Here is a 23556-nt window from a genome sequence, read left to right on the forward strand (position 1 = left end):
CCGCCAACTGTGCCCGCTTCTCGGTGTACTAGCGCGACGTCGGCGATGTCGGTGAAGCTGCCATAGTGAGAGGCATGCAGTTGGAGGCCGCACCCGGTCCGCACCACATCATTGAGGTCGCCAACCTCAAACCCACTCTGGTGCTGGGCGCGCTGCTGCTGCTCGAAACCGTCGTGGTGCCCACCTTGCTGCTGTACGCCTGCAACGCCACCGTGGGCGGATCGTAGGGCCTGATCGCGGTCCTGGCGTGGTGTGCGGTCACCGTGGCCACCCGCCTCACGCTGCGCCACCCGGTGCCGGTAACGCTTCTGCTGGCGGTGGGCGGTCTGGTGGGCCGCAGCACCGTCGCGTTGGTGTTCTCCAACGTCTACATTTTTGTGCTGCAGCCCATTGCGGGATCACTGTTCATGGCCGCCCTGTTCCTGGGCAGCGCCGCTATCGGCAGGCCGGTCACCGCAAGGCTGGCCCGCGACTTCGTCGTTTTGCCCGCGCACCTGGTCGCCGATCGCAGGGTGCGTCGCATCTTCATCAACGTGTCCCTGATCTGGGGGACCTCCCGTCTGGCCGACGCCGCGATGAGTGTGGGCAGCCTGCGCTTCGGCCTGGGGGCGGGGCTGCTGTCCCGCGGGGTGGGCAGCACCGCTTTAACGATCGCAACCATTGCGCTGTGTGCAGTATGGGGGTGGCGGCGGATGCGTCGGATTCCCGGCGTGGCTTTCACGCTCACCTGATCGGTCGGTGCGTCTCGCACGGTTAGCACTCTGGTTGGCGGGCAAATAGATACAGGGTGAACGCGGGAGTGCAGCGGCTGAGCCGGCCGCCGTTACAGCGCGACGTCGCCGTCGGGCTTACTGTCTTCAGCGCCTACGTGGTGGTGGCCGCCTGGTCATCGGCGGGGCGCCGTGGCGTGGCTGACCGCAATGCGGCCGCGCTGTTCGCCATAGAGCGCTGGGCTCACATTGACCTCGAGAAGATGCTCAATCAGTGGCTGGCGGGGCACCCGGTACTGACGGTGCTGGCCAATTATGAGTACGCCTACACCTATGTCATCAGCGCATTCGCCCTGTTGGGGTGGCTCTACGTGCGTCATCCCGACGATTACTGCCGGGCCCGGGACTCCTTCATCGTGCTCAACGTGCTGGGCATCGCGTGTTTCGCGGTGCTACCGGTCACCCCGCCGCGCATGCTTACCGGCCATCAATACCTCGACACGGTTGCCACCGGGGCCACGTTCGGCTCCTGGGGGACACCGCTGGTGTCCTCGGCCAACAAGCTGGCCGCGATGCCGTCGCTGCATCTGGCGTGGGCGTTGTGGGTCAGTGTGGTGCTGGCGCGGCTGGCGCGCGGCATCGGTGTGCAGCTGCTCAGCGCCGCGCATGTGGCAGTGACGCTGCTGGTGATCATCACCACCGCCAACCACTACGTGCTGGATGCGGTGGCCGCTGTCCCGTTCGTGTGGGTCAGCGTCGCCGTCGTCGACGCACAGCGACGCCGACGCGGCGTGGTGGTGCCAGCCGCCGACGCGTTCTTCTTGCATGTGGAAACCGACACTGCACCCCAACACGTGGGGGGCATGGTGGTGTTGGCGCCCAGCGGTGGGCGGCCCAGCGTTGAGCAGCTGCGCGGGCTGTTGCGCGAAGCTATCGTGACCATGCCGCGGTTCCGGCAACGGCTGTATCGAGCGTCGCGGTGGCGGCGCTGGCGCTGGGTCGATGTCGACATCGAGGATATGGATTGGGATTGGCACGTCAGCGGACGTGCCGCTAGCCACAGCAGCCGCAACGACGACCCCGACTCCGCGGTGGCCAGCTTGAGCCAGGTGGCGGCCGAGGTCGCCATGGAACCGATGCCCCGGGACCGCCCGATGTGGCGGCTCATCCTGGTGCGTGACATCTCGCCGGGTCGGTGCGGTGTGCTGTTCATCGTGCATCATTGTGTCGCAGACGGTTTGGGCGCCGTCGCCCATGCGCTCACCGTGCTGCGCCCTGCACTGCAGTTGCCCGCTGACCAGCGTCCCGGCATCGGGGCGTGGCGCGCTGCCGCCGCGACCGTCGTCGGACTGGCTCAACTCGGTGGTGATGGCAAGCCGGCTGCGCGGCTGCCGGCCGGTTCTGCGTTCCGCCAATTGGCCACCGCGAGTCTGGATTTGCACATTGTGCGTTCGGTCGCCCACGACCGCGGTGTGCGCGTCACCGATGTGGTGCTGGCCGTGCTGGCCGCCGCGCTGCAGGCCACCCATCCACGATTTGCCGCAGCGGTCAGCCAGCGGCTTCGGGTGTCGCTGCCCGTGCTGGTGGCACCGCCGGGTGTGTCGGGCAGCGGCAACGGCACCGCGGCGGTGATGATCGACGTGCCGCTGGACTGCCCAAACACCGCAGCGATGCTGCGCCAGATCAGCGCCGACACCTCCCGCGTGCTCACGCTATCCCGGATATTGGCGTCCCGTTTCGTGATGAACCGGGCGCTGGGCGCGCTGCCCGCACCACTGCAGGCAGTGTTCGCGCGCACCGTGTACGGTCCGGCATTCCTGCAAGCGATCGTGTCCAATATGCCGGGCCCGGCCATTGAGCTGTCGTTGGCTGATGTGCCATTGGAACAAGTTGTTCCGATCCTGCCGCTGGCCCCCGATGTGCCGGTCGCGGTGGGCGCGCTGAGCTGGGCCCGGCGTCTGTATGTGGGTGTGGTCGTGGACCCCACATTTCTCGACGCAGCCGCGCTCACCGGTGCGATCGCCTCGTCGCTGCACGATCTTGTCGGCGCCGCGGACCACACCGGCCACGACGGGCGGGCAGCCGCAGCTCTCATGCACATGCCAGCGCACGGCGCCGAGGGCGCGCTGGACATAGCCGGCCCCTCGTGAATCGGACAATTTGGTGTCACCGTAGGTGTCAACAATGTTGTCGACATCGATTGGGCCGCTGGGTGTTTGAGCTTCGATGCTCAAACGGCGGTCCCCTTGGTCAACATCTGTGCGGCTGTGGCCGGTAACCGGCTAGGGGTTAGGGCTACGGCAACGTTATTGGCGGCGCGGGCTTTCGGCGCGAATGTACACCGGCGCGGGGGCGGGGTCGGGGCGGATTTCCACCTGGTCATCGCGCTGCGCGACGCGGTAGCGCGGCTGGGCGAACACTGCGGGCCCGTCGATGACTGCTCCGCTGCGCAGATCAAAACGTGACCGGTGCCACGGGCACAGCACCGTGTCGCCTTGGCGCTCACCATGATCCAGCGGTCCTCCCAAGTGGCTGCAGGTCGCGGCGATGGCGCACACTGTGCCGTCGGCGCATCGCGCAACCAGCACCCGGGTGCCGGCGATGTCAACGCCGTGCAGCGCACCGTCATTCAAACGGCTGGCTGGCAGTCTGACGACGTCATCCTCGTCGGCGTCGGATCCGTTGGGCGGGTTGGGATTGACCCGCAGACCCATCGCGAAGGTCAGCTCGCCGCCCAGATGAGCGGCCAGCCCGGTCACCGCCAGCCCGGCCGCTGCCAGTCCTCTTCCCAGCCATCGCCGACTTCGCCGGCGCGCCCACAACGATGTGACATTGAGGCCGACACCGCCAACGTTGAGTAATCCGTGCAGTGTCGCGGCTCGCCGCACACCGCCCTGCAGCCAACGCCACTCGGCCAGTCCGGTGGCCGCCGCAGCGGCCGCGCCCAGCACGGACACGGTCAGGGCGGCGTCGGCGTGAGCGTCGGTGTGTTCAGATCTGGTCAGCGCCGCGCAGCCGTCGAGGGCTGCGGCAGTGACCGCGGCACCAATGGGCACGTCGGTGAGCACTGGATGCAGCGGCAGCGAAAGCCACACGCCGTCAAGGGCATTGGCCATGGCGCGGTTGCGGTGATCGAGCAGCCAACGTAGCCGCGACTGCACCGGTGATGCCGGCTTGTCCAGTGCGGCCATGGGCCGGTCGGCCACCGCGGCCGAGATCTGCACATTCATCGCGGCACCCCTTTGTTCTGGGCGGGGCCACGGCGCGAGCGGCGTTGGCCGGCGCGCGTGGCCGTCAACCGGCTACTGATGGGATTGTTCGCGCTGCTCAGCGGCTTGGGCCGCGCCGCGCGCCGATTCGGCTTGAGCTTCGTCTTCGGAGGCGTGGCGCTCGGCGTCACCTTTGTCCTGCTGGGCCTGGCCCTCGCGGGTGAGGCCGTCGCGTCCGGTGACGGTTCCTGCGACTTCTTTGAGCTTGCCCTTCACGTCTTCGACGACGCCTTCCACACCTTCCTGAGTTGCGTTGTCGTCGGCCATGGTTTCTCCGTCCTGTCGTCGGTACTGATGGTGGACGGGTGAGCACCAATTGGGGTCGTGTTCGGATGCACCCGCCGCTAACCGACGATTTCCCGGCGATGCGCGCCGCTATACGTGCAGCGGCGAAGCGATGCGACAGCCGGGTGCTGTCCAACGCTGCAAAACCCCAGCGCCTTTGGCAGACCCGTTCGAGGTATGCGGTAGCGGTGAGTGGGGAATCACTGTGGGTGCAACGGGCGAAAAGCCACACCGAGCACCACAACGATCAGTGAGGAAAACCACACCGTGGCCGGGTTTGTCAGGGAGTTACGCCGGACAGGTAACGGCCTGCTGGTGCGGGTAGCCGTCATCGCCGCGATCGGTGGACTGTTGTTCGGTTATGACACCGGCGTGATCTCCGGTGCGCTGCTTTATATCCGAGATGATCTGCATGCCAACGATTTTGAGCAGGAAGCCATCGTGTCGGCGGTGCTGCTGGGCGCGATGCTGGGCGCCGCAGGCGCAGGTTATCTCGCTGATCGGATCAGTCGGCGCTGGACCAAGGTGATTGCGGGCTCCGTCTACATCGTGGGCGCCATCGGGTGCGCGGTGTCGGTGAACGCGGCGATGCTGATCGGTTTTCGTTTTCTGCTCGGGTTGGCGGTGGGCACCGCCTCGTTTGTGTCGCCGCTTTATATCGCTGAGATGAGTCCCCCTCGTATCCGCGGGGGATTGGTGTCGTTTAACCAGCTGGCGATCACCTCGGGAATTCTGATCGCCTATCTGACCAACTTCGCGTTCAAGGATGTGGCCGGCGACTGGCGCTGGATGCTGGGAGTGGCCGCGGTGCCCGGTGCGGCGCTGGCCGTGGGCATGCTCTCGGTGCCCCAAACCCCGCGGTGGCTGGTGGGGGCCGGGCGCCGCGATCAGGCCCGACGGGTACTGACTCGGTTGCGCGACGGCGACCCACGCGCTGACGTGGACGCTGAGATGCGTGACATTGTCCGGGCCAATCAGCGGCAACGCCGAGCGTCGCTGCGCGACCTGGCCGGAAAGTCGTTGCGTCCGATGCTGTTGATTGGGGTGGTGCTGGCGGTGTCCCAGCAGTTCGTCGGGGTCAACACCGTCATCTATTACGCGCCAACGATCCTGGCTGACACCGGGCTGTCCAACAGCGGGTCGCTGGCCCGCACGGTGGCCGTGGGGGTGACCAATCTGGTGTTCACCATTGTCGCGGTGCTGCTGCTGGACCGGGTCGGTCGCCGCAAGCTCCTCATCGGCGGCACTGTCGGTATTGTGTGCGGGCTGCTGGTGCTGGCGGTGTTTTTCACCTCGGCCACGTTGCAGCGTGACGCCGGCTATCTCGCGCTGGCCGGGTTATTGATCTTCATCGCGTCATTCGCCATCGGTTTGGGCCCGGTGTTTTGGCTGATGATTTCAGAGATCTTTCCGATCGGGGTGCGCAGCGCCGCCATGTCGGTGTGCACGATCATCAACTGGGGCGCCAACTTTCTTGTGGCTCAAACCTTTTTGACCCTGGGTAATGCGATCACCCGTCAAGGGCTGTTTTATCTCTACGCCGCGCTGGCGGTGGCATCAGTGCTGTTTTTCGTCGCCAAGATCCCTGAGACCCAGGGGCGTTCCCTTGAGGACGTGCAAGCCCAGCTCTCAGCGAAGTCGTAGGCCGACTGCGGTGAGCTGGTTATGCGTCGGTGGGCGGCAGGTAGCCGTGCGGTACCTGGCCGCGGCGGTTGATCACGTCACGGGCGATGTCGACGAGTTTGACGTTGAGGTGCTGGGAGACGCGGCGCAACAGGGTGAACGCTTCGGCATCAGAAATGTTGTGCAGCAACATCAGCATGCCGATGGCCTTGCCGACTTCTCGGTTGCTGATCATGCCGTGGTGCAGCAGCTCAGCCTGTTCGCCGCGGGCCACGGCCATCGCTGCCACACTGGCGAAGGCGGCCAGCACGATAGCCTGGTCAGCGGCGTTGGCGTCGAACGCGTTGCGGGTGTCGCTGAACAGGTTCAGCGCACCGACCTTACGGTTGTTGACCAGCAGCCGAAAGCCCATCGCGCCGCGCACCGGGGTCTGGCTGATCACCTCTGCGGCCAGGCGGGGCCAGCTGCTGCCCCTCGTCCAGTCCGGTTCGATTTGCGGTGTTTCGTCGCGGATCGCATCCACGCAGGGTCCGTCGCCGACGCCACGCTCGAGGGTGTCGATGTGGCGCGCGATGTCGTCGCTGGCCGCGGCGGTGAAATACCGTGGATGCTGGCGCAGCATCACGCTGGCATGGTCGCAGCCATCCACCAGAACCGGGGCCGCCAGACAAATCGCGGCGTACACCTCGGCCGGTTCGGAATCGTTGTACACGATCTTGGCCAGCGCGCTGAACACGCTGGGCGGCTCGGCATCGCGCCAGGCCGGCTGGGGGTGCGCTTGGTTGTCGGCCATGGCGTAGTCCCTTCCCTTGACGGTCGTCGGTGGTAGGCCAGCCGTGGTGCCCGACGCGGATCCACACGAAAACAACGCAGCGCGCTGGTGGGCACTGCCCGGTGGGCGTGTAGCTCCATCTACCGGTTACCACTGGGCGCCCTGCTCACCATTCAGCGGCAAAGCGGCTGGAGTTGCCCGGATCCGGTGAAGCGCTGTCGCCACGCTCTCACCGGCCACTGCTGCACCGCGCGTGTGCGGTGTTGGTCGCGTCGACTGCAGCGCGTCCATGTGGTTAGCTGCCGCGCCGGCGGGGCATTGCTGTGGGGCTTTCCTCAGCGGCGCTTCGATCAGGATGGGCTGCAAGGCGGGCCAGCGGCGGGCGCCACTGTGGTCGGCGGCACCGCGCGACATCCTGACCGACTGCCCGGCTGCCCGCTTCAGGAGGATCCGATTTGTCATGCTCAAAGATCAGCCGGTTCGCTCAATGGCGAAGGCGATGAGAAATCCGATCGTAGTGATGAATCCGGTGAGGATGTGGGTTTCCTCGAACGCCTCCGGGAGCATCGTGTCGGCGATCATCGCCAGGATGGCGCCAGCAGCGACCGCGGTGATGACGGCGATGAGAACTGGCGAGGCGCCATCCAAGGTGAGATAGCCCAACAGGGCGGCCGCCCCGCTGAGCAGCGCGATCGTCGTCCAGACGGCGAACACGTAGGCCGCGCTGCGCCCGGCCTGTTTCATACCCGCAGCGCTGGACAGTCCTTCGGGAAGGTTCGAGATGAACACGGCGGCCAGCACCGGGATGCCCACCCCGGCACCGCCGATCAGCGAGACACCCAGCACCACCGATTCCGGGATGCCGTCCAGAAGCGCACCCACAGCGATGGCCAGTCCGCTGCCAGGAGCTTTGTCCTCGGCGGGCTGGCGGTCATGGGACCGCTTGCGGTGCTGGGCACCAAAACGTGCCAGCACACTGTTGGCCGCAACATAGGCGGCCGCTCCGCACACAAACCCCACCGCGGCGGCAACGATCCCTCCGGTGCGCTCGGCCTCGTCGATCAAGTCGAACGCCAGCGCCGAGATCAGCACCCCGGCACCAAAGGCCATCACCCACGCAATCAGATGCTTGGGTACCTGCACGAGCCAGGCGATCGCCGCACCTACTACCAGCGCAGCACCAGCAACCAGGCCCCACCCTGCGGCTTGCAACCAGCCCGGCATGGATCACCTCCTGATCGGTCGGCTCGCAGGTGCAGGGACCCGATGATGTGCACAGCTACCCGCCTCGGTGGTGTTGAAACGTTGCCGTCCAGCAGTGCCCGGCGGCCGGCGGCGATGGGCCTCGACCCGGAGCCGCCAAAGGGTGGCGGGGTGTTTGTCGTCGCGGTCAATGCTGGCTCCATGGAGGTCGCAGATGTCTAGCAGGGCCAGCACCACAGCGGTGCTGGCCGCGATGGCGGCCAACGCCGGCATCGCGGTCGCCAAGTTCGTCGGTTTCCTGTTCACCGGCAGCTCCTCGATGCTCGCTGAGGGATTGCACTCGGTGGCCGATACGTCCAATCAGCTACTGTTGATGTTCGGTCAGCGTCAAGCCCGCAAAGACCCTGATGCGTTGCACCCGTTCGGATATGGGCGCAGTCGCTACTTCTACGCCTTCCTGGTCGCGGTCGTGCTCTTCACCCTGGGTTCGGTGTTCTCGTTTTACGAGGGCTATCGGAAGATCAGCCACCGCCACGACGTGTCGGATCCGTGGGTGGCGCTAGTCATTCTCCTGGTGGCCGGATGCCTGGAAGGCTTCAGTCTGCACACCGCGCGCCAACAATCCCAGCAAGTCAAGGGGTCGGGCAGCTGGTGGGAGTTCATCCGCAACTCCCGCAACGCCGAACTACCCATCGTGCTGCTCGAAGACACCGCCGCGCTGATCGGGTTGGTGCTGGCGTTTAGTGGTGTCTTCTTCAGCGCGCTGACCGGTGATCCGATATGGGACGGGATCGCCACGATGGGAATCGCGGTGCTGCTGGCTGTCATCGCGGTGGTGTTGATGATCGAGACCAAGAGCTTGCTGATCGGTGAGGGCGCCACCAAAGAACAGCTCAGCGTGATCCGTGATGCGCTGCTGCACAGCAGCCACGTCAAGCAGCTGTTGCATGTGCGCACCCAATACCTGAGCCCCGACGAGCTGCTGGTGACCGCGAAGGTCGCGGTGGCACCCGAGCTGCCGAGCTCCACCATGACCCACGTCATCAACGAGGCCCAAGCCCGGGTGCGCGCCGTTGTGCCCGCAGCACGGGTGATCTACATCGAACCCGACTCAGCCGACGCCGCCCATGACAGCGGTGGCCACCCGTAGATCCGTGCGGTGTGTTTGAGGTTTGAGGTATCACGGGCCGGAGCAGCGGGAAAGTAGTCGGTGATGGATGATCCAGCAATCGACGTGTTGGCGCTGTTTCGCGCCGACCATAGTGAACTGTTCACGCTGATGGCCTACCTGCAACACGCCGTTGATCACCGGCTTTTCCACCAGGTCGATTCTGTGCGCGGTGATGTGCTGGCACTGTATGCAGCCCATGAAGCCGTTGAGCAGCAGTGGTTTTGGCCCGCCGTGCGAATGGGAGTTGATGGCGGGGCCGCGTTGGCTGAGCAGGCCATCGGCGAGGAGGAGTCGACCAAAGGCCTGCTGTACCGTCTGCGCGCCGAGCATCCCACCGAGCCCACCTACGGTGAGGCCGTTGGCGATTTCGTCGGCGCAGTGCGGGCCCACTTGGTTTTCGAGGAGGCGGCTGTGTGGCCACGGTTCAGTAGCGATGTCAGGCCAGCGCAGCGAGCCTCGCTGAGTCGCTATGTCGCCCAGATGCGGCCCAGCGCACCGCGCACCCCTCATCCCCGGGCTCCGTCGGGGTCGACCGAAAAACCTGTCGTGCGCGATGTGCTCGCCCGGCCAGGGCCCTGCCGACCGACAGCGCAGTACCCGTGGCGGCGGTGAGGACTCGACAGCGTGGCGGTATGGCAATTGTTGCGCAGCAGCATGTGGAGTGGTTGTGAGCACTGACCGTTCGGGTCGCGCAGCAGAGCCGGGCGGCGACCGCCCTGCCGCGGTTACCGCCGGCGCGATGGGCGATGTGCGCGCCCAGCTCAGGCAGCCCAGCGGTGCTGAAGATGGGCAGCAGTGGTCCTCGGCGCTGCCGGCGCGCTACGGTACACCGCCGCACGTGCGGCTGGGCTCGGCGTGGTTGAACTTGCTGTGGTTGGCGCCCATCGGTTTTGGGTTGCTGATTGTGGCTGTGGCCGCCGCCCGTGAGCTGCGTCAGCTGCCCGAGGTGGCCGCTTTCATCGCTGCGCATCCCGGCACGCTGGCGGCCCCTACTCAGGTGCGTGGAATTCCGGCGTGGATGGCGTGGCAGCACTTTTTCAACCTGTTGCTGATGACGTTCATCATCCGGTCGGGTTGGCAGATCCTGGCCGATCACCCGCGGCTGTATTGGACCCGGCACTGCACTCCGGGCTCGGAGTGGTTCCGGTTCCAAAAGCAGGTCCCCGCAGACCCGTTATGGACGGCCAAACAAGACTCGGTGACGTTGCCGGGCCAGATCGGGCTGCCCGGGGTGCGACATTCCATCGGCTTGGCTCGCTGGTGGCATCTGGGCATCGACATGTTGTTTCTCCTCAACGGGGCGCTGTTTTACGTGCTGTTGTTCTGCACCGGTCAGTGGCAGCGCATCGTGCCGACCAGCTGGCAATATCTGCCCAACGCGGCGTCGGTGGCGTTGCAGTACCTGTCGCTGCAGTGGCCGACCGAACACAGCTGGCAGGCCTACAACGCGCTGCAGGTCATCACCTACGGTTTGACGGTGTTCGTCGCCGCACCGGCGGCCCTGGTAACTGGGCTGGGCATGTCACCGGCCCTCTCGACGCGGTTTCGCCGGCTCAACCGGGTGCTGTCCAGTCAAGTCGCCCGCTCGCTGCATTTTCTGGTGATGGTGTGGTTCGTGGTGTTCATCTTCGTGCACGTCGGAATGGTGTTCTCCACCGGTATCCGCGACAACCTCAATCACATGTTCGCCGCGCGTGATGATTCAAGTTGGATCGGTGTGTGGTGGTTCTGTGCGGCGATCGCCGTGGTGGCCGCCGGCTGGGTGGCCGCCAGCCCGTTCACGTTGCGCCATCCACGTGTGGTGCAGCGGATCGGATCGGTGCTCACCGGCCCGATGCAGCGGCTGTTCGAGCACGTCGACGCCACACCCGGCCACTACGGCGGCGCCGACGTGTCGCCGTATCTGTGGCATAACGGGACCTATCCCGACAGCGAGGAATATAAGGCGCTGTGCGCCAACAACTTCGCCGATTACCGGTTGCGCATCGGCGGGCTTGTCGGCAATCCGGTCGAGCTGGACATGGCGGCGTTGCGCCGACTGGGCCGCCAGGAACAGATCACCCAGCACTTGTGCATTCAAGGCTGGTCGGGCGTGGCCAAGTGGGGCGGTGTACCGATGTCCACAATCTGCGATCTGGTGCGTCCTGGCCCGCGGGCGCGGTGGGTGATCTTCTACTCGCTGGCACAAGGTTCCCAAGGCGGGCTGTATTACGACGCCCATCCCATCGAGCAGATGTACGCGCCACTGACGCTGCTGGCCTACGACATGAACGACGCCCCGTTGAGCTACGGGCACGGCGCACCGTTGCGGTTACGCAACGAAGTGCAGTTGGGCTTCAAACAGGTCAAGTGGATCAGCGTCATCGAATTCGTTTGTGACTTCACCGATATCGGCGCCGGCAACGGCGGATACCAGGAGGATCACGACTTTTACGGCTACCGTCAAAGCATTTGAGGGCTGTCAGCGAGAATGCGAAGCGCCGCTCATGCGGCGTATCCGTTCGGCGAGGGCACGCATGTGTCGATTCTTGGCGCGGTCTTTATTGATGAGTTCGGTGTCGCGGCACGGCAGCTGCACCCGCTGCTGGGCCGCCATTCCGGCCTGCAGTTCACGACCGCGCTCCAGTTCGGCGTTGACTTCGGCGCCCAGCAACAACGCCAGGTTGGTGATCCACAGCCACAACAAGAACACCACAATGCCAGCCAGTGTCCCGTAGGTCTTGTTGTAGCTGCCGAAATTGCTGACATAGAAAGCGAACAACGCTGATGCCGCCACCCACACCACGATGGCCAGCGCGGCGCCGAAGGTGATCCACCGAAACCCCGGCTGTTCGATGTTGGGTGTGGCGTAATACAGAATGTCGACCACGACAATGACGAACGCCAGGATGACCGGCCAGGGGGCCACCGCCCACGCGGTCATCGCGGCGTCACCGGCGCCGATCAGTCCGCCGATGGTCTTGGCCAGCGGCCCGCTCAGCGCCAACATCAACGCCACCGCCGCCGACACCAGCAATGTCAACGCGGTCAGCAGCACTTGCCGCGGAAGCAGTTTCCACCACGGGCGGCCTTCCTGCACACCGTAAATGCGGTTCAGTGCTCGCCCGAAGGCACCGACGTAGCGCGACGCCGTCCATAATCCGATCACCACGCCCGCGGCAAGGGTGAACCCGGCTGACGGCGAGGTCACCGCCTGCTGCACCGGGCTGCGCAGGATCTGCACCGCCGAGGGCGGGGCGAGCTGCCCGATGATCTGCAGCACCGTATTGGTGGTGGTTTGTCCCTGCCCGACAACCCCTAGTAGCGATACCACCACCATTAGCGCCGGGAAGACCGACAGCACACCGTAATAGGTCACCCCGGCCGCCACATCCGGACACTCATCTCGCAGGAACTGCCGCGCGGTCGCCCGGGCCACAAATCGACGGGTAGTGACGGTCAGATCGCTGGGCCACTGGGGCCTGCGATCGGCATCGGCTTGGTATGCGTGTGTTTCAGCGCTGCCCACCGTTTTCTGATACCCGCCCCGAGGCCAGCAGATACCCCCTCCTGATACCGATACCGAGCGCCGTGATGCCGGCAGAGGATGGGACCCAGGACCGCAATCGGTTTGACGGCAAATGTCTACCGTGCGCGGTCAGTGGGAAGAACTTCGATTCCCCGACGGGTGCCGGCACCCGCCCATGACGATCACTACGACGAGCACTGACCCGGCGAGCAGTTCGGCTGCAGTCTGACGGTCGACGCCGCAGCGTGGCGCTAAGCGGTGGAGGCGTTGACCGAGATCAGCGCCAGTCCGGTCACCGGATCGATCTGCTTGCGCAGCTGCACCGGTGTCTCGGTAAGTATGACTTCCATAGTGGGAAAGATTTCGATGTGTTGCAGGTGACCGCCCAACGTCGTGGAATCGCTTCTGCCCACAACGATGTGGGCATGCAGAACCGGCTGATCGTCCTTGGTGGCGATGTCACCCAAGCACGACAGGATCTCGAGTTGCTCGGTGAACTGGTTGCTTCGGTAGCCGTTGATCTGTGGGTCGAAGTATCCCAGTGTGACTGCCCGGCAGGCACCTATGGCCGTGAGGCTGGCTGCGGTGATGTGGTTGTGCCGCGCGAATGTGGTGACCTCGCTGACCGCTTCATCTCCGGTGTCCATGACGAGCACAAAGCTGCGCAGCCCATCGTTGGAGTACAGTTCGGTGCTTTTCACATGAACCTCCCGGAGTGTTTGCGCGTGCTGAAGCCCGGTATCAGGGTGTCTTGAGCTTTATACCCGGCTAGTCGGGCACTGATACGCCATTATCGAGGCGGTGTATGCCGGTCGGGGCGTCGCGGTCAGTTACTCGCGGGCGGCCCGGGCGGCGGCGTTGTGGCGGTGCGTTTTTGGCTGTTGGGCGGCGGCGTCAAACAGCAGCCGCGCCACCGAGGCGTCGATGGTGGTGTGGATCACGATGGATGCCGTGATGGTGATGGCGACGAGATCGAATACTGTTGTGCCATCGGGCACCGCTGAGCGCAGCACCACGAGTCCGTACACCACCGAGGAGAACCCTTTGGGTCCAAACCATGCGGCGGCGAGCCGCTCGGGCGTGCACAGGGGCGTGCGCAGCAGTGCCGGCAGCAGCGCCAGCGGCCGTGCGGCGATGATGATGAATCCGGCCACAAGCCACTGTTGCAGCGACAACTCGGTCAATCGGCCCGGCGTGATCAGCGCCCCGAAAACCAACAATGCGCCATACTTGGTGGCTTCACACAACTGCTGACCCAAGCGTTGGAACTGTCGGCTGGTATCAGAATCGACGGTCGCCAGTGTGGCGCCGCCGGCGAAGGCGGCCAAGTAGGCGTTGGCGCCGCTGAGGTGCGCGGCCGAATACAGGACGGCGGCAATCGCGAAGGGCCCCAGGGGTTTTAGGGCGGAGCGGGCGGCGAAGAGGCGCAGCCGCCAGAGCAGTGTGGCGGCACCCGTCAGACCGGCTCCCAGTACCAGCCCGAAAACCAGCTCGGCGCCGACGCGCAGGAGGTGCCAGTGCTGGCCTTGCGCGGTTGCCAAAAAGATCAGGACGAACGGCAGGGCAAGTCCGTCGTTGAGGCCGGATTCGACATTGAGCAGCCGCCGCAGCTGCATCCGGATGCCACGGTGGTGCAATGCGGTCGCGGCGAACACCGGATCGGTGGGTGACAGTATCGCAGCGAGCAGAAATGCTGTGGCCCAAGACATGTGTGCTAGCCAGTGTGCGGGCATGGCGATGATGCACATGGTCAATGGCATGCCTAGCACCAAGGCTCGGCTGGCCAGTCGCCAGTTTTGCTTGAGGCCGTGCAGGTTTGCGCGCTGTCCGTCGGTGAACAACACTGCCACCAACGCGACATCGGCGAAAATGTGCACGATGGGGTCCGTGGCGCGGATGGCTTGAATCTGCAAACCGCCGGGACCGATCACCGCACCAGCGACCAGGGCCAGCAACGCCGTGGACAGCGCCGTGCGCGCCGCCAGCTGTGACAGCGAGACCCTGATCAGCAGGACTATCCCGAACGCCAATATCAGCGCCACCCTGCCTGCCCTTTCGCCCGGTTAACCGCCTCATTGGGTCATCGGTGTATTTCCCAGCCGTGGGTCGGCTGATTCGTGTTTTCGACGCCGGGCGGCCCGTGCCGCCTCGTCGCCAGAATGTGTAGGTGGCTGCCGGGTTTGTGTGCGCCGCGATCGCCAGAGGGACCGCAGCCGTGGTGATTCTGGGGGTCGACGCCGTTGGGCCCACATCGATGTGGTCGCCCAGATAATAGGGGCGACTGTGCAACGCCGATGCGGCGTGCAATCACCGCCGTGGGTGAGGCGTCGCAATGCGCGGATGTCGATTGCGCCGCAGCGCCTCGGGCCTGGGTGCATAGCCGCTGTGTTAGTTTCGATGGCTTAGCAGTCGGTGGTGATCTCGAAGGTCGCGGTGCTGCGGTCATTTGGGTTGTTGTGGTAATAGCCTTCGGCGGTGCCGCGGATGGTGAATGTTCGCCGGTCCACGCTGGCTTGTGCGTTGCCAGTGGTGCCTTCCCAGAAGTCGCCGGTGAAGCCGGCCACGTTGTCGATCTGCACTGATTTGGCCACGACCGTCTTTCCGGTTTGCACCTGTGCGGTCAGGCCGGGGTCTGACTTGAGCGTTTGAATGTTCCAAAGCCATTGCACCTGCTGGCATTTGACGAGATGGTCACCGGTGCGCTGACCGTTGATGCGCACGTCGATGGTGTGGGTTTGCAGCAGTTGCGTTGAGTGTGGTGAGCATCCCGACCCGGCTGCGATCAGGACGGCGACCAGCGGCACAAGCAGTCGCTGCGTGCGGGGCCGCAACCTTTCGGGTGTGTGGCCGGGCCGACGGTGGCTAGGGCGGTGAGCTATGGCGATGCCCATGGCGGCTCATTCCGGCGGTTAGCGCGTGTCATCTGGTGGAGGAGATCCGTGGCGCTCGGATGGCGTTCTAGGCTGCGGAACGACGACGCCGCTAGGACCACCGAGCGGCCCGCATCCCGACCTCCCGTTGAGCGTCCACGGATGCTCCTTAGTGATTGATTCCCCCGCTTGGCGGCCCGTATACATCGACGCCGGCCCAAGCACAGAGGTTCTCAATCGTCTTGTTGCCTAAGGTGAAACGCTGGCGTGCGGTGAGTCAATGTCAGCCCTGGTCCCGTGCTGGTGGTGGCCGCCGCGGCGGCAGGGCAGGCGCGGTGTGGGTTGAGTGCGTGAAATTCCGAGAGCGGCGGCGATGCCGGGTCAGCGTGCGGTATGGCGCCATCGGCGGCGGGGTAGTTGTCAGCAGGGTGGTGTTGACGCTAGGCCGATGAAGGGAACGCGATGGGCTGCTCCGGCGACGATGACACCGGTGGTGGCGAAGACGTGCCACAGGTCGGCGCACCAGGATCGGTGCCCTCGGCTGCATTTGCACACGCCGACCCGTGCGGCTGCCTGCCGTCTGCGAGGAACACCTCACGCCACGGTGAGAGCGGTTCAGGCGTGTCGGGCGCGATGCCGGCGTGGCTTTGCCAGCTTGGTGTTCGGTGTGCGGTGCTGTTGGTGATCGCGGCCGCGGTCTGGCTGATGGCGACGCTGGCCCTTCGGGTCGCCGTCGTATCGTTCACCTTAGCTGTGGCCGCTTTGTTGGCGGCGTTGTTGTCACCGGCGGTCGGCTGGCTGCAACGGCTCGGCGTGCCGCCGACGCTGGCCGCAGTGGCGGCGATCGTGGTGCTGCTCGGTGTTCCCACCGGTGTTGTGCTGCTGATATGGAATCGGATCGCCGAGCAGATGGACGATTTGGTTCCGACGGTCACCGCCGCCGTCGACAAGCTTCACCACTACCTCGTGGCGGGCCCACTGGCGCTGGACTCCCACCAGATCGATCTGCTGCGCAGCAACATCATTGATGCGCTGAAGCGGCTCGTTCCCGATCCGGCGGTGGCCGCCGGCATCGCCGCTGACCTGCTGGCCGCGATGGTGCTCGCGGTGTTCACTGTGTTCTTCTTCATCAAGGACGGCGAGTCGATGTGGCGGTGGGTGCTGCAGAGGGTGCCCGGTGATCGCCGCGACCGCACCGACGGCGCAGGTCGCTGCGCGTGGAGGACACTGACGAAATACATGGTCGGCACCACCGAAGTCGCCCTCGTTGATGCAGTGTTCATCGGCGCCGGGCTGCTGGTGCTCGGTGTGCCCACCTGGCTGCCGCTGACGCTGCTGACATTTGTCGGCGCCTACGTTCCGCTGCTGGGTGCGGTGCTCGCCGGGACCCTGGCAGTGCTGGTCACTTTGGTCACACAGGGACTCACCCACGCATTGATCATCTTGGCGGTGGTGCTGGCTGTGCAGCAGATCGAGGGCAATCTGCTGCAACCCGTGCTGGTCGGTAGGGCCGTGCACCTACATCCTGTCGTGACACTCGTGGCGGTCACGACGGGAACTCTGCTTGCCGGCATCCCAGGCGCGGTACTTGCCGTTCCAGCGCTGGCCGTTGCCTATCAGACCGCAGAATATCTGCGTACGCAGCGCCGGTCAGCAGACCCGTAGGGCCGCGGCGCACCCAAGACAATGTCGGCCAGCGTTTGGCACACGACACTCGCCGGCCTGCCGAGCGACGTGTTGGGTGCGGCGTGCCCGCGATGATGCTCAGCGTCAGCCCATGTTTGGTGGTCACCCGGTGGTATAGCCGGCTGCTGGTATGGGAATCGACTCTTATCGCTGCACTGATGCACAGCGCCTGCGCGGCTTAAACACCGACCGGAAGGGAGACCCACAATGCCACTGTCCGATCGTGAGCAGCGGGTGCTTGACGCGCTCGAGCATGACCTGGCCGACGTGGCGCCTCGCTGGAATAAACAGTTGCACCGCAGAACGCGTGCCCGGGTGGTGTATTTGAATATCGTTGCTGCGCTGCTGTTTTCGGTGGGATTCGCTGTGATGGTGGCGGCAGTGGACTTCGGGGCTCAGCGACTGGGCGTAATGCTGATTGTGTGCATCCTTGCCTATCTGAGCATGTTCGCCGCGCTGCTGATTTTGCTCCGCGGACACGGCGGGCGCCGCCGTCGGTCAAGCCGGTAGGCCACGCAGCGGGAGCTGGGCGGCCCACGAGAGGCCAGACATGCCACAGCCCAAGATGTTTCCCTAAACCGTGGTGTCGGCCAGGGAATTCGGCGGTACCTGGCACGCTGCTGGGATCAGCGCCGCCTGGCAATGGTCTATGCGTGCGCTGCCGCTGTCGCTTCCCGAAACGCCGTTCCTGTTCAACAGCGACGAGAACGGCGTAGGAGATGACCTGCCGCGACCCAACGCCGCTCGGTACTTGGCCAAAGCGCTGCGACGACAGACCGCTGGCCACAGTGGGGCTGCTATTCAGCGCCATCCACCGGTCAACCTCGCCCACACCGACGTCGAGATCCACTTGGGTGCAGGACCATATGGGTGAGCTCGTCGACGTGCTGAGCAGCAACAGTGCCGGCCACCCACGATAACCCGCTCGACCGCCCGGCTACGGCTACCGGTGGCTGGGCCGACGAGGCCAGCTCGTTTTGTAGATTCGGCTGCGGTGCGGCGCCTCCCAGTGGCGGGCAGGGCAGGCCGTTTGACCCAGCGAGCGGTGGGGTCGGAGCCGGAAAACCCCAGCGACCTAGGGGCACCGATTGCTGCCTACCGTTGTGTCAGGGGAGGTTTGAGCGGCGTTGGCCGCACAACAAGGTCACTGTCCACGCTTATCAGCGTCGCCGACTGAGATGAATGTTGAGTGGGTGCCACCGGGACGGGGCATGGTTTGGCTACGCGGCGCAGACCGCAGCCTGACATGGTGTGTGGCGGATCCGTCCCACGGCGTGGGGCGATTGTTGGCCGTGGTCTTGTCGCTGCGGCGTGTCTCGGTGAAGAAGGCGCCAAGCAGGCCCGCTAGTGCGCCGAAGACCACCACGGAGAAGGCGGCGAGAAACACTTCAGTCACCTGAGCGAAGCCGTCGCTTTTGGCGAGTGGCTCACCGGTAATCGCGGCCAGCGCCGCGGCGTGAAGAGCATCCGAGTAGTGGCGGTAATCGCTGAACTGATATAGCAATTGGCTGGCGCCCAAGATGATGATCGCCACCACCGACGCCAGCCCTGCCAGCCTGCTGCCCAACACTGCTTGAGCTGACCGGGTACCGCGCACCGCCCCGGACAGCACCCGGCCGCTGCGCAGCAGCTTGACGGTGCGCACCAGCCGCACCAGACGAAGAAACGGCAGTACGAGAAAGATGATCTGCCACCAATTGTGGCGAAGGAAGCGTGAGGTGTCAGGTGCGACAACAAGGCGCGCAATGAACTCGGCGGCGAAGACACCCGACAGCAGCCAGCCCAGGATCGACAGCACCGTCGACAATGCGGTGTTTGGGCGCGCCAGCTGCTCGCCAAACACGATGAGCACGAAGACGATGCCCAGCAGACTCATGATCGGAGTTAACCGGTCCACGATGTCGTGGGCCCAGCGCTGCCGCTCCTCGGCGGGGCCGTTCAGGACTGTCCGCACGTCCATGCCCCTCCGCGCGAGAGGCCCCACACTACGGACCGCACACATGGGCGCCGCCCTACTACCCATCGAGCGTAATGGCGATGCCCACTGCTCTCCTGGCGCCGACCGCGACGAACCACCTGCATGCCACTTGTCATCTCTGGCAAGCCAAGTGGGAAGTGGTCGGCTGTTGTGTGACGGCGCGCGGATCGGACCGACTGTTAGTTGCCCAGGAGATCATTGAGGTCATCGGCGTGTTCTTCTTCTTCCTCAAGAATTTTCTCCATCAGCCGACGGCTGGTCGGATCGGCATCGCCGATCCAGCGGATGATCTGCTGATAGCTGGTAATGACGATGCGTTCGGCGACCAGATTCTCCCGCAGCATCTGCTTGAGGTCGGAATCGTCGACTGTGACGTAGTCGGTGTGGCTGCGCTGCGTCAGGGTGGCCGGGTTGAAGTCGGGGTCGCCGCCGAGGTGGCTGACACGTTCAGCGGCCCACACACCGTGCTGGCGCTCCTGGCGTGCGTGTTCTTCAAACTCGGCGGCGACCTGTGCGCGATTTAGACCGCTGGCGGCGATTGCGTGCTGGGTGTAGCGCAGGTAGCAGACGATCTCGGTGGCGATGACTTCGTTGAGTACCTGGATCAGCCGCTCAACGTCGATCTTGTTGCCGACGGTCACCGCTCCCTGTTCCATGTGGCGGCGGGCCTCATCGCGGATTCGCGTCACGTCGATTTCGAATTGGTTGGTGGTGGAAACGCTCACGCCGTCCTTCTTTCGTGCAGGGACCGATTGCAGGGACGTAATACCCTTAGGCGCCAAGGGATATACGAGCGCGCTGACCTAAGGCAGGCCAATCCGGCAAGCCGGCACACAACCCGCGGTGACCCCGGTGTTGTCGTCTGCAGCGCCCCTGGCACGGGCGGCACACCATTGTGCAGGCGGCCGGCGGGCCGCCCGGCCGACTAACCTCGTTCTGGCAGCGGGACTTCACGTACTCGGCGTATCCGCTGACCCCACTCCTGGCGCGCGGCGGCGTGGCCAGGGCGAGGGTCATCGGAGCGGCCGCCGGCACAAGCCAAATCGACGAGCCCCGAGGCCAGGGTGAGAACCGGGACGCGGTGACGTTGGGCTGCGTTGACAAGCTCGTGCAGGGCGGTATCGACGTCGCACCCGTTCAACATGACCAGTATTCCCTCGGCCGTATCGAGGTCTCGACGCGGATGCAGTGAACGGACCACGTGTCCATCGGTCCATTCCTCGGCCATGGTCGTACCTCCCTTGCTGTGCCACAACACCGTTTTGCCATGTGCACCTCTTTGGCGTTGCCCCTGCCACAACAAATTCCCCTAACGGTTGCTGGCTATCCGTGTGCCTCGACCAGGGCGCTATAGATAAGCGGCGACGCCGAATGACCGAATCCTCATAAGCTGGCCCTCGACCCTTGGTTGCGGCTTGGTGCATCGGCGGGCAGCGGCTGCGACCAAGGCCACCCGTCCACCGGTACCGTCGACGAAACAGCGCCTTGGCCAGTGGATTCGCGGCTGACACAGGCTTGCACCCATGGGCGGGTGGGCCGCCGCGGGCGTGGCTCACGATCACGCCACCCAACATCGCCCGGCGGCCAGGGCTAAGGCGATCGGGGATTGGGAATCTCATCCCACATGAGCACACCAGTCCCCTCGGGGCGCCAGCTTGAAATCTCCCATGGTGGCCAGCGCGCCACTGTGGTGGAGGTCGGTGGCGGTCTGCGCCAGTATCACGTGAACGGTCGGGAGGTCCTTGACCGCTATGGGATCGAAGAACGGTGTACCGCGGCGCGCGGTTTACCGTTGGTGCCCTGGCCAAACCGGATCGCCGACGGGCAATACTCGTTCGGCGGACACACCTATCAGCTGCCGCTGACCGAGCCGGAGAAGAACAACGCTATCCATGGACTGTTGCGCTGGCGCAACTGGTCATGCCAGGCCCACGAGGTTGATCGGGTGCGGATGGCGATCCGGCTGTATCCGATGATGGGTTATCCATTCACCCTGGACGTGGAAGTCGAATACCAGCTCGCTGACACCGGATTGACCGTGTCGACCACTGCCACCAACAGAAGCGATGAGCCGTGCCCCTACGCTGCGGGCCAGCATCCCTACATCTCATCGGGTCCCGACCGGGTCGATCAATGCCATCTGCAATTCGACGCGACCCAATGGCTACCCACCGACACGCGCGGGATACCGACGGGCATCGAACACATCGAAGGCTCGCCGGTTGATTTCCGCGCCGGCCGTCTGATCGGCAGCCAGGACATCGACTACACCTTCACCGATCTGCACCGCGATGCCGAGGGACTGGCATGGGTGAACATCACCGGACCCCATGGGCAGCGAACATCGGTGTGGCTCGACGAACACTACCCGTACCTGGAGATCTTTACGTCCCACACCTTGGCGTCACGGCACTGGCGCACCGGGCTCGGCGTGGAGCCAATGACCGCTCCGCCCAACGGTTTCCGTACTGGGATAGGGGTGCTGAGCCTCGAACCCGGACAGTCGGTGACCTCGTTGTGGGGCATGCAAGCCGACTAGAAGTGCAGCATCATAAGCGAGACGCCTGTCACCAAACCAGACCGCGGTGAATTGCATGAGGCCAACAGATGTAGCGCCGCCGCACTGTCCTCGACCACCGATGACAATGTTTGCCTGGCTTTGACGGCTACTCGGCTGGCCCGGCCCCCTGCGCAACGCAACCACTCACCGCACACCCAGCCCAGCGCACCGTCACCACCGATACGCATCGCTATTGCCTGGCCGTTACCTCAGCCACCGGACACACCAGGTACCACCCGAAAGACTACGCAAATCTCTAGGGCCACAGCGGGTTTGATGACGCACGTGCGGGGTATCATCTCCTATGTCAACCGATAGGCCCGGCGCCGATGATGTGGGCGGCCCCGACAACACCCTAAGCCCCAGTGAATCATTGGACTCTGATGACGTTCGCAACGACGACGGCGACGTCGTCGTGGAGCCCCCCGATACGTGGCTGGACCCCGGAGATGACGAATCGTTGGAGCAGCGACTAGCTGCCGAGCAGCCCGAGATCACAGCCGACACGCCTCACAGTGCCCTACCCCTGCCGGCGGAAGGGGTCGCCTCCTGCGCCGAGGCGATCAAGGAGTCCGACATCGTCGACGGCGTCATTGTGGAGGACTCGCGCATACACCGCGGGCAGGTCGACGGCGCTCCGGAAGACGGCGACTCCTTCTTTCCCATCGGGCACTAGCACCGCACGCCGCTGTCACTGTGACCGGTGCTCGGAATGGGGCGAGGGCATCAACCGGTCAGGACAGATTGCTGCTGCTCCTCGAACGCGACGTGGCGCCCCGCACAGCGCTCTATTAACGGATGCGCCGGCGCATTGTCGGGTCGGCGATGGTCAAGGCAATGAGGGCCAACACACCCAAGATGATCGGCGGGACAGTCCACAGCGGGTAGTAGGCAAGCCAAATAATCATCAGTACAGTCGACCCCAGCGCCAACGCCAGGGCTGAAACGATTGCCCACCGGGCGCCCGACATCGCGGCAACACCGGCGAGGATCATCAGCGCGCCCAGCACGACATGGAGTGAGCCCCACCATGATTCGTTGAACTTGAACACCCACCGCGGCCCGTAGCGAAGCAGCTCATCGTAAAACAGTGTGGACAGCCCCAAACCCAGAATGAGCAGTCCTGACAAAGCCACGAATACGCCTCCGGCCAAGGCGGCGCCAACGGGTCGCGCACTGATCCGATCACCACCACGGACGGTATTGGGCACCTCGTCGGTCACTATGATCATCTCCTGGTTGGCCAACGCTGCAGCGTGGCAGTGAAATCGCGATCGCACCGACCGGCTCGTGAGGTAATGCCCCGCGGAAGGGCACCTCATACGCAGGCCGCCCGAACCGTATAGCTCAGAGCCTGGCGGGGAAACGGTTGGTTATGTACCCGGCAGTAGTTTCGCGGCTCAACACCGCTGGCGGACATCCCGACTGGTCATTGCCAGCGTCGCTGTGCCGGCGCCGCGGCGGGGCGGTCGCAACCGCTGCACGCAGCGCCATGGTCGCGATACTGGTGGTGTCGGCTGGCTGCGGAGAGCGCGACACGAACCACAAGGCCGCCCACTCACCGGCATTGACGAGCTCATCGAGCGTCGGCCGCCCGCCGCCGCCACCGCAGCCAGGCCCGTTCGCGATCACCATCGAGGACTTTTGTACACATTCCTTGCCGTCGGTGAGGGGACACAAGTCAGCATCGTCAACGACGACAACGTCGTGCACAGTGTCACCTCCGACAGTCCCGGCGTCTTTGATGTGACTGTGCAGCCACACGATAAGGCATTCCTGCTGGCACCAACCCGCCCCGGCCATTATGGCTATCACTGCACCTATCATCCCGGCATGCATGGCGAACTCGCCGTGTCCTAACCCCACGGCCCAATGGCCGCCGCCGCACCAACTCTGCCCAGCCGGGTGGCAGCGCTGCTGG

The 23556-nt window shown here is 64.8% G+C and carries 26 protein-coding genes; 13 read left to right on the plus strand and 13 right to left on the minus strand.

Annotation, left to right across the window (positions count from 1 at the left end; genetic code table 11):
* Window positions 1–74 precede the first annotated feature (74 nt).
* From GGC64_RS34900 to GGC64_RS30755, 3 genes are read left to right on the plus strand one after another with little or no spacing between them, the layout of a single operon-like run.
* A complete protein-coding gene (locus GGC64_RS34900; RefSeq protein WP_225952649.1) occupies window positions 75–227 on the plus strand; it encodes a hypothetical protein in 153 nt (50 codons plus the stop codon).
* Window positions 228–263: 36 nt separating this feature from the next.
* Complete coding sequence (locus GGC64_RS30750) at window positions 264–731, plus strand: hypothetical protein (RefSeq protein ID WP_225952650.1); 468 nt, start codon at window positions 264–266, stop codon at window positions 729–731.
* Between the two features lie 56 nt (window positions 732–787).
* Window positions 788–2860, plus strand: coding sequence for a phosphatase PAP2 family protein (locus tag GGC64_RS30755; protein ID WP_192726351.1), 2073 nt, complete (start codon window positions 788–790; stop codon window positions 2858–2860).
* Window positions 2861–3016: 156 nt separating this feature from the next.
* On the opposite strand, the gene GGC64_RS30760 is transcribed toward GGC64_RS30755, so the two are convergent.
* Entirely contained in the window at window positions 3017–3940 is a 924-nt protein-coding gene (locus GGC64_RS30760; RefSeq protein WP_192726352.1) for a Rieske (2Fe-2S) protein, read from the minus strand.
* A 72-nt stretch (window positions 3941–4012) separates the two neighbouring features.
* Entirely contained in the window at window positions 4013–4246 is a 234-nt protein-coding gene (locus GGC64_RS30765; protein WP_192726353.1) for a CsbD family protein, read from the minus strand.
* 210 nt (window positions 4247–4456) lie between these two features.
* On the opposite strand from GGC64_RS30765, the gene GGC64_RS30770 reads away from it, so the two are divergent.
* The gene (locus GGC64_RS30770) at window positions 4457–5908 is read left to right on the plus strand and encodes a sugar porter family MFS transporter (RefSeq protein ID WP_370582428.1); all 1452 of its coding nucleotides are present in this window, start codon (window positions 4457–4459) and stop codon (window positions 5906–5908) included.
* A 19-nt stretch (window positions 5909–5927) separates the two neighbouring features.
* Here the strand turns inward: GGC64_RS30770 and GGC64_RS30775 are convergent, their stop codons facing one another.
* Together GGC64_RS30775 and GGC64_RS30780 are read right to left on the minus strand one after the other, a co-directional pair.
* A complete protein-coding gene (locus GGC64_RS30775; protein WP_192726354.1) occupies window positions 5928–6680 on the minus strand; it encodes a GAF and ANTAR domain-containing protein in 753 nt (250 codons plus the stop codon).
* A gap of 450 nt (window positions 6681–7130) precedes the next feature.
* Complete coding sequence (locus GGC64_RS30780) at window positions 7131–7883, minus strand: ZIP family metal transporter (protein WP_192726355.1); 753 nt, start codon at window positions 7881–7883, stop codon at window positions 7131–7133.
* 193 nt (window positions 7884–8076) lie between these two features.
* Here GGC64_RS30780 and GGC64_RS30785 point away from each other — a divergent pair, with 193 nt between their 5' ends.
* From GGC64_RS30785 to GGC64_RS30795, 3 genes are all read left to right on the plus strand, one after another.
* Entirely contained in the window at window positions 8077–9012 is a 936-nt protein-coding gene (locus GGC64_RS30785) for a cation diffusion facilitator family transporter (protein WP_192726356.1), read from the plus strand.
* A gap of 63 nt (window positions 9013–9075) precedes the next feature.
* Entirely contained in the window at window positions 9076–9645 is a 570-nt protein-coding gene (locus tag GGC64_RS30790; protein WP_192726357.1) for a hemerythrin domain-containing protein, read from the plus strand.
* A 127-nt stretch (window positions 9646–9772) separates the two neighbouring features.
* On the plus strand, window positions 9773–11488 hold the full coding sequence (locus tag GGC64_RS30795) for a molybdopterin-dependent oxidoreductase (RefSeq protein ID WP_192726492.1): 1716 nt from the start codon (window positions 9773–9775) through the stop codon (window positions 11486–11488).
* A gap of 6 nt (window positions 11489–11494) precedes the next feature.
* Here GGC64_RS30795 and GGC64_RS30800 read toward each other — a convergent pair whose 3' ends face one another.
* The 4 genes from GGC64_RS30800 to GGC64_RS30815 all read right to left on the minus strand — a co-directional run bounded on the left by GGC64_RS30800 (window position 11495) and on the right by GGC64_RS30815 (window position 15432).
* Window positions 11495–12451, minus strand: a complete 957-nt coding sequence (locus GGC64_RS30800) for a YihY/virulence factor BrkB family protein (RefSeq protein ID WP_370582429.1) — start codon at window positions 12449–12451, stop codon at window positions 11495–11497.
* Window positions 12452–12792: 341 nt separating this feature from the next.
* A complete protein-coding gene (locus tag GGC64_RS30805; RefSeq protein WP_192726359.1) occupies window positions 12793–13242 on the minus strand; it encodes a PPC domain-containing DNA-binding protein in 450 nt (149 codons plus the stop codon).
* Window positions 13243–13371: 129 nt separating this feature from the next.
* Window positions 13372–14583, minus strand: coding sequence for a cation:proton antiporter (locus GGC64_RS30810; protein ID WP_192726360.1), 1212 nt, complete (start codon window positions 14581–14583; stop codon window positions 13372–13374).
* Window positions 14584–14943: 360 nt separating this feature from the next.
* Entirely contained in the window at window positions 14944–15432 is a 489-nt protein-coding gene (locus tag GGC64_RS30815) for a lipoprotein LpqH (protein ID WP_192726361.1), read from the minus strand.
* Between the two features lie 441 nt (window positions 15433–15873).
* Here GGC64_RS30815 and GGC64_RS30820 point away from each other — a divergent pair, with 441 nt between their 5' ends.
* From GGC64_RS30820 to GGC64_RS30830, 3 genes are all read left to right on the plus strand, one after another.
* Window positions 15874–17076, plus strand: a complete 1203-nt coding sequence (locus tag GGC64_RS30820) for an AI-2E family transporter (protein WP_192726362.1) — start codon at window positions 15874–15876, stop codon at window positions 17074–17076.
* Window positions 17077–17304: 228 nt separating this feature from the next.
* The gene (locus tag GGC64_RS30825) at window positions 17305–17607 is read left to right on the plus strand and encodes a DUF3040 domain-containing protein (RefSeq protein WP_192726363.1); all 303 of its coding nucleotides are present in this window, start codon (window positions 17305–17307) and stop codon (window positions 17605–17607) included.
* A 73-nt stretch (window positions 17608–17680) separates the two neighbouring features.
* Window positions 17681–17971, plus strand: a complete 291-nt coding sequence (locus GGC64_RS30830) for a hypothetical protein (protein WP_192726364.1) — start codon at window positions 17681–17683, stop codon at window positions 17969–17971.
* Between the two features lie 270 nt (window positions 17972–18241).
* On the opposite strand, the gene GGC64_RS30835 is transcribed toward GGC64_RS30830, so the two are convergent.
* The 3 genes from GGC64_RS30835 to GGC64_RS30845 all read right to left on the minus strand — a co-directional run bounded on the left by GGC64_RS30835 (window position 18242) and on the right by GGC64_RS30845 (window position 20303).
* Complete coding sequence (locus GGC64_RS30835; protein ID WP_192726365.1) at window positions 18242–19051, minus strand: ion transporter; 810 nt, start codon at window positions 19049–19051, stop codon at window positions 18242–18244.
* A 203-nt stretch (window positions 19052–19254) separates the two neighbouring features.
* Entirely contained in the window at window positions 19255–19800 is a 546-nt protein-coding gene (locus tag GGC64_RS30840) for a bacterioferritin (RefSeq protein ID WP_370582430.1), read from the minus strand.
* Between the two features lie 200 nt (window positions 19801–20000).
* Window positions 20001–20303 (minus strand): ANTAR domain-containing protein, encoded by a 303-nt coding sequence (locus GGC64_RS30845; RefSeq protein ID WP_192726366.1) that lies wholly within the window; start codon window positions 20301–20303, stop codon window positions 20001–20003.
* Between the two features lie 396 nt (window positions 20304–20699).
* Between GGC64_RS30845 and GGC64_RS30850 the strand changes: the two genes are divergently transcribed.
* Both GGC64_RS30850 and GGC64_RS30855 read left to right on the plus strand, forming a co-directional pair.
* Entirely contained in the window at window positions 20700–21614 is a 915-nt protein-coding gene (locus GGC64_RS30850; protein WP_192726367.1) for an aldose 1-epimerase family protein, read from the plus strand.
* 325 nt (window positions 21615–21939) lie between these two features.
* Complete coding sequence (locus GGC64_RS30855) at window positions 21940–22311, plus strand: hypothetical protein (RefSeq protein WP_192726368.1); 372 nt, start codon at window positions 21940–21942, stop codon at window positions 22309–22311.
* A 115-nt stretch (window positions 22312–22426) separates the two neighbouring features.
* Here GGC64_RS30855 and GGC64_RS30860 read toward each other — a convergent pair whose 3' ends face one another.
* Both GGC64_RS30860 and GGC64_RS30865 read right to left on the minus strand, forming a co-directional pair.
* Window positions 22427–22858, minus strand: coding sequence for a hypothetical protein (locus GGC64_RS30860; protein WP_370582432.1), 432 nt, complete (start codon window positions 22856–22858; stop codon window positions 22427–22429).
* A 124-nt stretch (window positions 22859–22982) separates the two neighbouring features.
* Window positions 22983–23348, minus strand: a complete 366-nt coding sequence (locus GGC64_RS30865; protein ID WP_192726507.1) for a hypothetical protein — start codon at window positions 23346–23348, stop codon at window positions 22983–22985.
* On the opposite strand from GGC64_RS30865, the gene GGC64_RS35415 reads away from it, so the two are divergent.
* Window positions 23343–23495 carry a hypothetical protein gene (locus tag GGC64_RS35415; protein WP_370582450.1) on the plus strand — a complete coding sequence of 51 codons (153 nt, stop codon included), beginning with the start codon at window positions 23343–23345 and terminating at the stop codon, window positions 23493–23495. The genes GGC64_RS30865 and GGC64_RS35415 overlap by 6 nt on opposite strands.
* The last annotated feature ends 61 nt before the right edge of the window (window positions 23496–23556 follow it).

Origin of the sequence: Mycobacterium sp. OAS707 (assembly GCF_014873705.1) — a bacterium.
Lineage (GTDB): Bacteria > Actinomycetota > Actinomycetes > Mycobacteriales > Mycobacteriaceae > Mycobacterium.